Annotated in this window: 17 protein-coding genes; all 17 read right to left on the minus strand. The window is 66.5% G+C overall.

What is annotated here, in order from left to right:
• Positions 1–49: 49 nt before the first annotated feature.
• On the minus strand, positions 50–2,617 hold the full coding sequence (locus tag NJ4_RS23015) for an FHA domain-containing protein (protein ID WP_067441127.1): 2,568 nt from the start codon (positions 2,615–2,617) through the stop codon (positions 50–52).
• A 56-nt stretch (positions 2,618–2,673) separates the two neighbouring features.
• Entirely contained in the window at positions 2,674–3,495 is an 822-nt protein-coding gene (gene map / locus NJ4_RS23020) for a type I methionyl aminopeptidase (protein WP_082749071.1), read from the minus strand.
• Positions 3,496–3,501: 6 nt separating this feature from the next.
• The gene (locus NJ4_RS23025) at positions 3,502–4,071 is read right to left on the minus strand and encodes an adenylate kinase (protein WP_067441163.1); all 570 of its coding nucleotides are present in this window, start codon (positions 4,069–4,071) and stop codon (positions 3,502–3,504) included.
• 20 nt (positions 4,072–4,091) lie between these two features.
• Positions 4,092–5,393 (minus strand): preprotein translocase subunit SecY, encoded by a 1,302-nt coding sequence (secY, locus tag NJ4_RS23030; protein ID WP_067441131.1) that lies wholly within the window; start codon positions 5,391–5,393, stop codon positions 4,092–4,094.
• A 156-nt stretch (positions 5,394–5,549) separates the two neighbouring features.
• Positions 5,550–5,990: a 50S ribosomal protein L15 gene (rplO, locus tag NJ4_RS23035; protein WP_067441134.1), complete on the minus strand. Its 441-nt coding sequence runs from the start codon at positions 5,988–5,990 to the stop codon at positions 5,550–5,552.
• 1 nt (position 5,991) lies between these two features.
• On the minus strand, positions 5,992–6,174 hold the full coding sequence (gene rpmD / locus NJ4_RS23040; RefSeq protein WP_067441137.1) for a 50S ribosomal protein L30: 183 nt from the start codon (positions 6,172–6,174) through the stop codon (positions 5,992–5,994).
• A complete protein-coding gene (rpsE, locus tag NJ4_RS23045; protein ID WP_067441140.1) occupies positions 6,174–6,785 on the minus strand; it encodes a 30S ribosomal protein S5 in 612 nt (203 codons plus the stop codon). Before rpsE ends, rpmD begins: the two co-directional genes overlap by 1 nt.
• A 28-nt stretch (positions 6,786–6,813) precedes the next feature.
• A complete protein-coding gene (gene rplR / locus NJ4_RS23050; RefSeq protein WP_067441167.1) occupies positions 6,814–7,197 on the minus strand; it encodes a 50S ribosomal protein L18 in 384 nt (127 codons plus the stop codon).
• Between the two features lie 2 nt (positions 7,198–7,199).
• Positions 7,200–7,742: a 50S ribosomal protein L6 gene (gene rplF, locus NJ4_RS23055; protein WP_067441143.1), complete on the minus strand. Its 543-nt coding sequence runs from the start codon at positions 7,740–7,742 to the stop codon at positions 7,200–7,202.
• Between the two features lie 38 nt (positions 7,743–7,780).
• A complete protein-coding gene (rpsH, locus tag NJ4_RS23060) occupies positions 7,781–8,200 on the minus strand; it encodes a 30S ribosomal protein S8 (protein ID WP_056681747.1) in 420 nt (139 codons plus the stop codon).
• A 79-nt stretch (positions 8,201–8,279) separates the two neighbouring features.
• Entirely contained in the window at positions 8,280–8,465 is a 186-nt protein-coding gene (locus NJ4_RS23065) for a type Z 30S ribosomal protein S14 (RefSeq protein WP_011757321.1), read from the minus strand.
• 1 nt (position 8,466) lies between these two features.
• The gene (rplE, locus tag NJ4_RS23070; protein WP_067441147.1) at positions 8,467–9,033 is read right to left on the minus strand and encodes a 50S ribosomal protein L5; all 567 of its coding nucleotides are present in this window, start codon (positions 9,031–9,033) and stop codon (positions 8,467–8,469) included.
• A gap of 1 nt (position 9,034) precedes the next feature.
• Positions 9,035–9,391, minus strand: coding sequence for a 50S ribosomal protein L24 (rplX, locus tag NJ4_RS23075; RefSeq protein ID WP_067441149.1), 357 nt, complete (start codon positions 9,389–9,391; stop codon positions 9,035–9,037).
• Positions 9,391–9,759, minus strand: a complete 369-nt coding sequence (gene rplN, locus NJ4_RS23080; protein WP_056681755.1) for a 50S ribosomal protein L14 — start codon at positions 9,757–9,759, stop codon at positions 9,391–9,393. Before rplN ends, rplX begins: the two co-directional genes overlap by 1 nt.
• A 123-nt stretch (positions 9,760–9,882) precedes the next feature.
• On the minus strand, positions 9,883–10,161 hold the full coding sequence (rpsQ, locus tag NJ4_RS23085) for a 30S ribosomal protein S17 (protein WP_067441151.1): 279 nt from the start codon (positions 10,159–10,161) through the stop codon (positions 9,883–9,885).
• The gene (gene rpmC / locus NJ4_RS23090; protein ID WP_067441153.1) at positions 10,158–10,406 is read right to left on the minus strand and encodes a 50S ribosomal protein L29; all 249 of its coding nucleotides are present in this window, start codon (positions 10,404–10,406) and stop codon (positions 10,158–10,160) included. Before rpmC ends, rpsQ begins: the two co-directional genes overlap by 4 nt.
• Positions 10,406–10,825: a 50S ribosomal protein L16 gene (rplP, locus tag NJ4_RS23095; protein WP_067441156.1), complete on the minus strand. Its 420-nt coding sequence runs from the start codon at positions 10,823–10,825 to the stop codon at positions 10,406–10,408. The genes rpmC and rplP overlap by 1 nt, the downstream gene beginning before the upstream one ends.
• Between the last annotated feature and the right edge of the window lie 134 nt (positions 10,826–10,959).

A 10,959-nucleotide genomic window follows, 5' to 3' on the forward strand; every position in this document is an offset into this window, starting at 1 on the left:
GGGTCGGCCCGAACTCACGACAGGTCGGCCCGAACTCACGACAGGTCGGTCAGTGGCGCGGTGTGGCGCTGCGGCGCACCAGCCAGAAGGCGAGAGCCAGGATCACAGCCGCCAGGATCCAGAGCATGCTCATGTTGAGCAGCCACTGGGCGACGCTCTGGTCATAGAGGGAGTCGAGGTCCTGCTCGTTCTTGGGCAGTCCGCGCTTGGCCTTGTCGAGGTCGACCACCGACGCGGTCGCCGCGAACGCCCATCGGGCCGGAGCCAGCCAGGCGAGCTGCTCCAGCACGGCCCGACCCGCGACCGGGACCAGGGCACCACACAGGACCAGCTGCACCATCACCACGCCGACGAGCGCCGGCATGGTCTGTTCGTTGGAGGTCACCACGGCGGAGACCGCGAGTCCGAGCAGTGCCGTCGCGAACGACAGCCCGCCGATGGCCAGGGCAACTTCGAAGGTGCCCATGCCGAGGGCGCCGTCCTTGTCGGGGCCGGGGAGACCCACGGTGGCGATCCAGGTGACCAGCATGCCCTGCAGGAAACAGGCCGTGCCGAGGACGGTGACCTTGCTCAGGAGGTACATCCCGGGCGACAGCCCGACGGCGTACTCGCGCTGAAAGATCGGGCGCTCCCCGACCAGCTCACGAATCGTCACCGCCGTGCCCATCAGCGCGGCGGCCATGATCAGGATGGTCAGCCGGGTCAGGGCCTCCTTGTGGTCCATCGTGCCGCGGTCGTTGACCGTGTCGGCGAGGCTGAACCCGTCGTCACCGGGGACGACGCGGCTGAGCGCACCGAGGACGAGTGGCAGCAGCAACAACATCATCAGCAGCAGGCGGTCGGAGACCGTGACCGCCAGGTTGCGCCGGACCAGTGTCCAGAACTGGCGGCTCATCGACTGCAGCGGCGGCTGCGAGAAGCCGGCGTTCATCGCCGGCAGTCGACCGGTGTCCACGGGTGCGGGTGGCGCCGGGATGCGCTGCCACAGGTCGGGCTCGTCGAGGAGGTCGAAGACCTGCGGGTAGTCCTTGCACCCGAAGTGCTCGAGAACACCGTCTGGTGGCCCGAAGTAGGCGCGGCGTCCGCCGGGAGCGAGCACGAGCACGTTGTCGCACACGTCGAGGGCGAGCACCGAGTGCGTCACGACCATCACCACGCGGCCCTCGTCGGCGAGAGTGCGCAGCTGGTGCATGACGTCGCGGTCCAGGCCCGGGTCGAGTCCGGAGGTCGGCTCGTCGAGGAACAGCAGTGGCGGTGCGGTCAGCAGCTCCGTGGCGATCGAGACTCGCTTGCGCTGCCCGCCGGAGAGCTGGGTGCCGATCCGGTTGTCGATCTGCCGCTCGAGCTGCATCTGCGAGACCACGTGCTGCACCCGCTGAGCCCGCTCCGCCGAGGTGGTGTCCGGCGGCAGCCGCAGCATCGCGGCGTACGACAACCCCTGACGCACCGTCAGCTGCGGGTGCTGGATGTCGGACTGCGGGACCAAGCCGATCTGGAACCGGAGCTGCTCGTAGTGCGTGTAGAGGTCCTGGCCCTGCCAGACCACGTTGCCGTGGGTGGCCGGGCTCGAACCGGTCAGCGCGCCCAGGAGCGTGGACTTGCCCGCGCCGGAGGGCCCGATCACCGCGGTCAGGCTGGACGGGCCGAGCTCGAACGACATGCCTTCGAGCAACCGCTTGCCACCCTTGACCACGGTGGTGAGGTTCTCGGCGAAGAGCGTCAGGTCGGTGCGGGTGGCTCGCGCCGCGAGGTTGGTGCCGGTCCAGCTGAAGGTCTGGTTGCCGAAGATGACCTCGTCACCGGGCTGCAACGGGGTGCTTCCCTCGAGCCGGTGCCCGTTCACGAACGTGCCGTTGAAGCTGCCGAGATCACGCAGCACCGGCACGTTGCCCAGCACCACGGTGGCGTGCTGGCGTGAGACCAGCGGGTCGTCGATGACGACGTCGCACGTGCGCGAGCGGCCGATCGTCAGCACCCGGTCCTGGGGCTGGTTCGACGGGATCACCGTCTGACCGTGGGACAGATGCCCCGGTGGCGTCTGCGGGATGGCCCCCTCACCGGTCGGGTACCACGGCAGCGTCGGTGCGCCGGGCGCCATCGGGACCTCGCCCTGGGCCGATGCCCAGTGCTCGTTGCCCGAGGGCGACGTCTCCTGCATCGGCGGAGGTGCCGGTGGAAGGGTCGGTGACGACCAGTGCTGGTGCCCAAGAGTCTCGTACGCCGGCTGGTTGGGGCCCTGTGCCCCGGGCCCGGTGTCGGACGGTGGGCTCGTCGGCGGCCCGGAGATCGGAGCCGCCAGCACCTCCACCTGGAACCGCGGACCCTCGGCTCCGCCGACCACGACCGTCGACACGTGCCCGGCGGGCACCAGCTCCTGCGTGACACGACGACCGTCGAGCACGGTGCCGTTGGTCGAGTCCAGGTCGACGAGCAGCCATCCCTGCCGGGTACGACGGAACTCCGCGTGCCGTCGCGACACATCGGGGTGAGGCAGCGAGATCGGGGCCTGCGCATCGCGGCCCACGGTGATCACCGGGTCGGCGAACTCTCGTGCCTGACCGGCCAGCGTCACCCGAAGGGTCGAGAGCATGGCGGGCTGATGTGCCATGTTGCCCATGCGCTCCCCCGTGTCGGCTGGTCTGGTCTCGTCGCGGCCAACGCTAACCGAACAGGTCAGCGTCCGCCGTAGGGGACACCCAGTTCGGCGAGCTTCGCCTCGCCGCCGTCGATGGCGGTGAGGATCCAGGCGCCGTCGGGCATGAGCGTGAACGTGTGCTCGTAGTGCGCGGCCCAGCTGCCGTCGGTGGTCACGATGGTCCAGTCGTCGTCGAGCACATCGGTGCGCTTGGTGCCCAGCGTGACCATCGGCTCGACGGCCAACGCCAGGCCTCGGACGAGCTTCGGGCCGCGACCGCGGCGGCCGTAGTTCGGCACGTTGGGCGGCTGGTGCATCTCGGTCCCGATGCCGTGACCGGTGAAGTCCTCGAGGATGCCGTAGTCACCCTGGGACCGCACGTAGCTCTCGACCGCGTGGGAGATGTCGCCGACCTTGCCGCCCAGACGGGCCGCAGCGAAGCCGCGCCACATGGACTCCTCGGTGACCCGCATCAACGCGGCCACGTCGTCGGGCACCTCGCCGATCGCGACCGTGATCGCCGCATCGCCGTGCCAGCCGTCGACGATGGCCCCACAGTCGATGGAGATGATGTCGCCCTCCGCCAGCACCCGGTCGCCCGGGATGCCGTGGACCACCTCGTCGTTGACCGACGCACAGATCGATGCCGGGAACGGCGGGTCGGAGTAGCCCTTGAAGGATGGGACACCACCACCGGAGCGGATGTTGTCCTCAGCGATCGCGTCGAGCTCCGCCGTCGTGACGCCGGCCCGCACCGAGGTGCGCACCAGCTCGAGGGTCTCCCCCACGAGCAGGCCGGCGACCCGCATCTTGTCGATCTGCTCGGGAGTCTTGATCTCGATCCCGCGGTCGGCGAACACGCCCGGTCAGCCTGCCTGGGACTCGAGCGCGTCGAAGATGCGGTGGGTCACGGCGTCGATCTCGCCCATGCCGTCGATCTCGACGACCAGACCGCGGCCGGCGTACACCTCGATCAGCGGAGCGGTCTGCTCGGTGTAGACCTCCTGGCGACGACGGATCACCTCTTCGGTGTCGTCGGCACGGCCCTCGATCTGGGCACGCTGGAGGAGCCTGGCGATCAGCTCTTCGCTGTCCGCGGTGAGTACGACGACCGCGTTCACCGGGTGGCCATCGGCCAGCATGCCGTCGAGCTCCTCGACCTGGGCCAGGGTGCGCGGGTAGCCGTCGAGCAGGAAGCCGGGCTCGGCGTCGGGCTGGGCCAGCCGGTCACGGACCATGGCGTTGGTGATCTCGTCGGGGACGTACTCGCCGGCGTCCATGTAGCGCTGGGCCTCAACGCCCAGCTCGGTCTTGCCTGCGACGTTGGCCCGGAAGATGTCGCCGGTGGAGATGGCAGGGATGCCGAAGTGGTTGGCAATCACCTTGGCCTGGGTGCCTTTTCCGGCCCCCGGCGGGCCCATCAGGATGATGCGCATGCCTGTGCGGTTCGAGGTCATCAGCGGAGGAATCCTTCATAGTTGCGCTGCTGGAGCTGGCTCTCGATCTGCTTCACCGTATCGAGCGCGACACCAACCATGATCAGGATGGAGGTTCCGCCGAACGGGAAGTTCTGGCTGGCCTGGATCGCAGCGAAGGCGATCAGTGGCACCAGGGAGATGAGACCGAGGTAAAGCGCGCCCGGGAAGGTGATCCGGGACAGGACGTAGGACAGGTAGTCCTCGGTCGGCTTGCCCGCGCGGATGCCGGGGATGAAGCCGCCGTACTTCTTCATGTTGTCCGCGACTTCCTTCGGGTCGAAGGTGATCGAGACGTAGAAGTACGTGAAGAAGATGATGAGGAGGAAGTAGATCGCCATGTAGAGCGGGTGGCTGCCGTCGACGAGGTACTTCTCGACCCACGAGACCCATTCCGGGCGCGGGTTCTTGTTCTGGTTGAACTGCACCGCCATGGCGGGGAGATACATCAACGACGAGGCGAAGATGACCGGGATGATGCCGGCCTGGTTCACCTTGAGCGGGATGTACGTCGAGCTGCCGCCGAACATCTTGCGCCCCACCATCCGGCGGGCGTACTGGACGGGGATGCGGCGCTGGGCCTGTTCGATGAAGACGACGGCCGCGACCAAACAGAGACCGACCACCATCACGATCGAGAAGGTCAGCCAGCCTTGGCTCTTCTGGACCTGCCACAGGGCGGTCGGGAAGGTGGCCACGACCTGGGTGAAGATCAGGATCGACATGCCGTTGCCGACGCCGCGCTCGGTGATCAGCTCGCCGAGCCACATGATCACCGCAGTGCCCGCGGTCATGGTGATCACCAGAACCAGGAAGGTGCTGGTGTCCTCCTTGTGGAGCAGCGGCAGGTCACAGCCCTGGAGCAGCTGGCGGTTGCGGGCCAGGGCGACGATGCCGGTGGCCTGCAGCAGCGCGAGCGCAAGCGTCAGGTAGCGGGTGTACTGGGTGATCTTGGTCTGACCGGACTGCCCCTCCTTCTTCAGCGCTTCGAGCCGCGGGATGACCACGACGAGCAGCTGCAAGATGATGGAGGCGGTGATGTAGGGCATGATGCCCAGCGCGAAGACGGTCAGCTGGAGCAGCGCCCCGCCTGAGAACAGGTTGATCAGGTTGTAGACCGAGTTGTCCTCGACGTCACTGATGCACTGCTGCACGTTGGCGGTGTGCACACCTGGGGCCGGGAAGGTCGAGCCGAGCCGGAAGATCACGATGATCCCCAGGACGAAGAGCAACTTGCGTCGCAGGTCCGGTGTCCGGAAAGCGTTGGCGAACGCGCCTAGCACGTGATCCTCTTTCTCAAGCTGGGGCCCCTCGCCGACCGACTGGCCGGGCGAGAACTCGGGGAAGCCTAACAGGGAGACAAATCAAATCGATCGGGTGAGACAGCGCGAGGGGCGCCGGACGAATCCGGGCCCCTCGCCTGCACTACGGATGTTCGATCAGAGCACCGTGACCGAGCCGCCAGCGGCCTCGATCTTCTCCTTGGCCGAAGCGGAGAACGCGTTAGCGCTCACCTGCACAGCAACGGAGATCTCACCCTGGCCGAGCACCTTCACCGGGTGACCGTCACGGACGGCACCCTTGCTGATGAGGTCCTCGACGGTGATGGTGCCGCCGTCCGGGAAGAGCGCCGAGACACGGTCGAGGTTGACGACCTGGAACTCCACCTTGAACGGGTTCTTGAAACCCTTGAGCTTGGGCAGACGCATGTGCAACGGCATCTGGCCACCCTCGAAGGCAACCGGAACCTGGTAGCGCGCCTTGGTGCCCTTGGTACCGCGACCCGCGGTCTTTCCCTTGGAGCCCTCACCACGACCAACACGGGTCTTGGCGGTCTTGGCTCCGGGAGCGGGACGCAAGTGGTGCAACTTGAGCGTCATGTCAATTCACTTCCTCAACGGTCACGAGGTGACGCACGGTGTGGACCATCCCACGGATCTCGGGACGGTCCTCCTTCACGACCACGTCACCGATCCGCTTCAGGCCGAGCGAGCGCAGGGTCTCGCGCTGGTTCGCCTTGCAGCCGATCGTGGACTTCTTCTGCTCCACCTTGAGCTGAGCCATTACTGGGCCACCTCCGCACGCGCCCTGAGCAGGGCGGCCGGGGCCACCTGCTCGACGGTGAGGCCTCGACGGGCGGCAACTGCCTCGGGCTCTTCCAGCATGCGCAGCGCCTCGACGGTCGCGTGCACGATGTTGATCTGGTTCGAGGAACCGAGTGACTTGCTCAGGATGTCGTGGATGCCCGCAGCTTCGAGCACTGCACGCACCGGGCCGCCGGCGATCACACCGGTACCGGGAGCGGCCGGACGGAGCATGACGACGCCAGCCGCCTTCTCGCCCTGGACCGGGTGCGGGATGGTGCCCTGGACGCGGGGAACCTTGAAGAAGTTCTTCTTGGCTTCCTCCACGCCCTTGGCGATCGCCGCGGGAACTTCCTTGGCCTTGCCGTATCCGACACCAACCATGCCTTCGCCGTCACCGACGACGACCAGGGCGGTGAAGCTGAAGCGACGACCACCCTTGACGACCTTGGCGACACGGTTGATCGCAACGACACGCTCGATGTATGCGGTCTTGTCGGCCTGCTGGCCTCCACGACCGTCGCGTCCACGGCGGTCACCGCCACCCTGGCGCTCACCACCGGCGCGCTGTCCGCGCTGGGGTCCGCTCATGAGAACTACCTCTTCCTTGTCTTTGCGATCAGAACGTCAGGCCGCCCTCGCGGGCGCCATCGGCAAGGGCCGCGATGCGGCCGTGGTAACGGTTGCCAGCGCGGTCGAAGACCACGCCCTCGACGCCAGCTGCCTTGGCACGTTCGGCAACGAGCTCGCCGACCTTCTTCGCCTTGGCAGTCTTGTCGCCTTCGAAACCACGCAGGTCGTTCTCCATGGTCGAGGCCGACGCGAGCGTCTTGCCGACCAGGTCGTCGACGACCTGAACGCTGATGTGCTTCGTGGAGCGGGTCACGACGAGGCGCGGACGCTCCGCGGAACCGCTGATCTTCTTGCGGCCGCGCAGCTGACGACGCAGGCGCGACGCAGTACGGGTGGCCGTGTGCCTGTTGTGCTTGAGTGAGATAGCCATCGTCACTTACCAGCCTTTCCGACCTTGCGGCGGATGTGCTCACCCGAGTAGCGAACGCCCTTGCCCTTGTACGGCTCGGGCTTGCGCAGCTTGCGGATGTTGGCCGCAACCTCGCCGACCAGTTGCTTGTCGATCCCGGCGACGCCGAGCTTGGTCGGCCCTTCGACGGTGAACGTGATGCCCTCGGGGGCGTTGAACGTGATCGAGTGGGAGTACCCGAGCTGGAACTCCAGCTGGGTCGGGCCCTTCGACAGGACGCGGTAACCCACGCCGACGATCTCGAGCTTCTTCTCGTAGCCCTCGGTGACGCCCACGACCATGTTGTTGATCAGGGTGCGGGTCAGTCCGTGCAACGAGCGACTCTCGCGCTCGTCGTTGGGACGCTTGACCTCGAGTACGCCGTCCTCACCGCGCTCGACGGTGATGGGAGCGGCCACGTTGTGGCTCAGGCTGCCCTTGGGGCCCTTGACCGTCACGAGGCTCTGCTCGATCTGGACGTCGACACCCGAGGGGAGCGTGATGGGGAGCTTGCCAATGCGCGACATGCTTGTTCCTCTACCTTTCCTTGCTCTCGGTGTGCCGACTACCAGACGTAGGCGAGGACTTCCCCACCCACGCCCTTCTTGTTGGCCTGACGGTCGGTCAGCAGGCCCTGGCTGGTCGAGATGATCGCGACCCCCAGTCCGCCCAGAACGCGGGGCAGGCCCGTGCTCTTGGCGTAGACCCGAAGACCGGGCTTGCTGATGCGGCGAACACCCGCGATGGAGCGTTCGCGGTTGCGGCCGTACTTGAGCGTGATGGTCAGCGTCTTGCCGACCTCCGGCTCGCCCTCGGCTGAGACGTTGTCCTTCACCTCGAAGGAGGTGATGTAACCCTCCTGCTGGAGGATCTCGGCAACGCCCGCCTTGAGCTTGCTGTACGGCATGGCAACCGAGTCGTGGAACGCCTGGTTGGCGTTGCGCAGACGCGTGAGCATGTCTGCGATCGGGTCAGTCATCGTCATGGCCGGATGGCCCTTTCTCCACCGTGGTTTCGCTCCCGCATCTCGGGGCGACCTTCAGCGATCGTTTTGGTGTGGGGTCTTACCAGGAGGACTTGGTGACGCCGGGCAGCTCGCCGCGGTGGGCCATCTCCCGGAGGCAGATCCGGCACAGGCCGAACTTGCGGTAGACGGCCTTGGGCCGGCCGCAGCGCTGGCAGCGGGTGTAGCCGCGGACAGCGAACTTCGGCTTGCGGGCAGCCTTGACCTTCAGTGCGGTCTTCGCCATGTCAGTTGCCTTCCTTGAACGGGAATCCGAGCTGCTTGAGCAGCGCCCGACCCTCGTCGTCGTTGGTCGCGGTGGTCACGACGGTGATGTCCATGCCGCGCGACCGGTCGATCCGGTCCTGGTCGATCTCGTGGAACATGACCTGCTCGGTGAGACCGAACGTGTAGTTGCCACGGCCGTCGAACTGCTTGCCGTTGAGTCCGCGGAAGTCGCGGATGCGGGGCAGGGCCAGGGACAGCAGGCGGTCCAGGAACTCCCACATGCGGTCGCCGCGCAGTGTGACGTGCGTGCCGATCGGCATGCCTTCACGCAGCTTGAACTGCGCGATGGACTTGCGGGCCTTGGTCACCTGGGGCTTCTGGCCGGTGATCGCGGTGAGGTCCTTGACCGCACCCTCGATCAGCTTCGAGTCGCGAGCCGCCTCGCCGACACCCATGTTGACCACGATCTTGGTCAGGCCGGGCACCTGCATGACGTTCTTGATGTCGAATTCCGACTGCAGCGCGGGGATGATCTCCTCGCGGTACCGGGCCTTGAGGCGCGGCGCGTTGGTCTGGGTCTCAGTCATCTCAGATTTCCTTACCGGTCTTGCGCGAGACGCGAACGCTGCGCTGAGCGGTGTAGGTCGAACCGTCGGCCCGACGCTTGGTGACCTCGTCGCGACGGAAACCGATGCGGGTGACGCCGTCACCCTCCACCAGCATCACGTTGGAGACGTGGATCGGGGCCTCGGTGGTCACGATGACACCGGTGTTGCCGCTGCCCTGGTTCACGACCTTCTCGTGCTTCTTGACGCGGTTGACGCCCTCGACGATGACCCGGTCCTGGTCGCGCAGAACGCTGATGACCTTGCCCTCGGCGCCCTTGTCCTTGCCCGCGATCACCTTGACGGTGTCGCCCTTCTTGATGTTCAGCGACTTGGCCATCACAGCACCTCCGGGGCGAGCGAGATGATCTTCATGAACTTCTTCTCGCGCAGCTCGCGGCCCACGGGGCCGAAGATGCGGGTGCCTCGCGGCTCGCCATCGGCCTTGAGGATCACGGCGGCGTTCTCGTCGAAACGGATGTAGGAGCCGTCCTGACGACGACGCTCCTTCACCGTGCGTACGACGACAGCCTTGACGACGTCACCCTTCTTGACGTTGCCACCGGGGATCGCGTCCTTCACGGTGGCAACGATGGTGTCGCCGATACCGGCGTAGCGTCGACCCGATCCACCGAGAACACGGATGCAAAGGATTTCCTTCGCACCGGTGTTGTCGGCGACCTTGAGTCGCGACTCCTGCTGGATCATCGGGTTTTCTCCTGAATGTCGTGCCGGTTCTCAGCGCCCATCCCGAGACCTACGGGGCGTGAGCCTTGCCGAACTGATAATTGTCTTGAAGCGTGTGAGGGCCTGGCGGACCGGGCCCTCGGATCACTTGGCCTTTTCGAGGACCTCGATCAGGCGCCAGCGCTTGGTGGCCGACAGCGGGCGGGTCTCCATGATCAGGACCCGGTCGCCGACGCCGCACTCGTTCTGCTCGTCGTGCACCTTCAACTTGCTGTTGCGGCGCAGGACCTTGCCGTAGAGCGCGTGCTTCACGCGGTCCTCGACGGTGACCACGACGGTCTTGTCCATCTTGTCGCTGACGACGAGACCCTCGCGCACCTTGCGGCTCGAGCGGCCTGCCTCAACTGCGGTCTGCTCGCTCATGCGGCGCCACCATCCTTGTCGGCCTCGTTGCTGGTGCCCGGGGCGGACCGGATGCCGAGCTCGCGCTCACGCACCACGGTGTAGATCCGGGCGATGTCCTTCTTGACCAGGCGAAGCCGGCCGTGGCTCTCCAGCTGGCCGGTGGCCGCCTGGAATCGGAGGTTGAAGAGCTCCTCCTTGGCCTCCCGAAGCTTGGCCTCGAGGTCGACGCCGGAAAGGTCGTCGAGTTCAAATGCGGTGCTCATCAGAATTCACCAGCCTCACGCGAGATGAACCGGCACTTCATCGGAAGCTTGTGCGCGGCAAGGCGCATGGCCTCACGGGCAACTTCCTCGGTCACGCCGGAGAGTTCGAACATGACGCGGCCGGGCTTGACGTTGGCAACCCACCACTCCGGGGAACCCTTGCCGGAACCCATGCGGGTCTCGGCAGGCTTCTTGGTCAGCGGACGGTCCGGGTAGATGTTGATCCAGACCTTTCCGCCACGCTTCATGTGACGGGTCATCGCGATACGAGCGGACTCGATCTGACGGTTCGTCACGTACGCCGGCTCGAGGGCCTGCAGGCCGAACTCGCCGAAGGAGATGCGGGTTCCGCCCTTGGCAACACCAGTCCGCTTGGGGTGGTGCTGCTTGCGGTGCTTGACACGACGGGGCATCAACATGGCTCAGGCCTCCCCAGCGGTCGGAGTTGCAGCGGCCTCGGCACCCGAAGCCACAGCGGCCTCGGCCGCGGGAGCCTCGGCTGCGGGCGCGTCGGCCTGGGCCGGACGGTCCGAGCGGTTGGGACGGTCGCCAC

The organism is Nocardioides jensenii JCM 1364 = NBRC 14755, assembly GCF_001552535.1.
Classification (GTDB): domain Bacteria; phylum Actinomycetota; class Actinomycetes; order Propionibacteriales; family Nocardioidaceae; genus Nocardioides; species Nocardioides jensenii.

Excerpts from the sequence above, each read along its gene's own strand:
- rpsE (WP_067441140.1), bottom strand. The coding sequence starts at position 6,785 with ATGAGCGGACCCCAGCGCGGACAGCGCGCCGGTGGTGAGCGCCAGGGT.
- rplN (WP_056681755.1), bottom strand. The coding sequence starts at position 9,759 with ATGATCCAGCAGGAGTCGCGACTCAAGGTCGCCGACAACACCGGTGCG.
- NJ4_RS23015 (WP_067441127.1), bottom strand. The coding sequence starts at position 2,617 with ATGGGCAACATGGCACATCAGCCCGCCATGCTCTCGACCCTTCGGGTG.
- rplP (WP_067441156.1), bottom strand. The coding sequence starts at position 10,825 with ATGTTGATGCCCCGTCGTGTCAAGCACCGCAAGCAGCACCACCCCAAG.
- rpmC (WP_067441153.1), bottom strand. The coding sequence starts at position 10,406 with ATGAGCACCGCATTTGAACTCGACGACCTTTCCGGCGTCGACCTCGAG.
- rplE (WP_067441147.1), bottom strand. The coding sequence starts at position 9,033 with ATGACTGAGACCCAGACCAACGCGCCGCGCCTCAAGGCCCGGTACCGC.
- rplO (WP_067441134.1), bottom strand. The coding sequence starts at position 5,990 with ATGACGCTCAAGTTGCACCACTTGCGTCCCGCTCCCGGAGCCAAGACC.
- rpsH (WP_056681747.1), bottom strand. The coding sequence starts at position 8,200 with ATGACGATGACTGACCCGATCGCAGACATGCTCACGCGTCTGCGCAAC.
- NJ4_RS23025 (WP_067441163.1), bottom strand. The coding sequence starts at position 4,071 with ATGCGCATCATCCTGATGGGCCCGCCGGGGGCCGGAAAAGGCACCCAG.
- rplX (WP_067441149.1), bottom strand. The coding sequence starts at position 9,391 with ATGGCCAAGTCGCTGAACATCAAGAAGGGCGACACCGTCAAGGTGATC.
- NJ4_RS23065 (WP_011757321.1), bottom strand. The coding sequence starts at position 8,465 with ATGGCGAAGACCGCACTGAAGGTCAAGGCTGCCCGCAAGCCGAAGTTC.
- rplR (WP_067441167.1), bottom strand. The coding sequence starts at position 7,197 with ATGGCTATCTCACTCAAGCACAACAGGCACACGGCCACCCGTACTGCG.
- rpsQ (WP_067441151.1), bottom strand. The coding sequence starts at position 10,161 with ATGAGCGAGCAGACCGCAGTTGAGGCAGGCCGCTCGAGCCGCAAGGTG.
- rplF (WP_067441143.1), bottom strand. The coding sequence starts at position 7,742 with ATGTCGCGCATTGGCAAGCTCCCCATCACGCTCCCCTCGGGTGTCGAC.
- rpmD (WP_067441137.1), bottom strand. The coding sequence starts at position 6,174 with ATGGCTCAGCTCAAGGTGGAGCAGAAGAAGTCCACGATCGGCTGCAAG.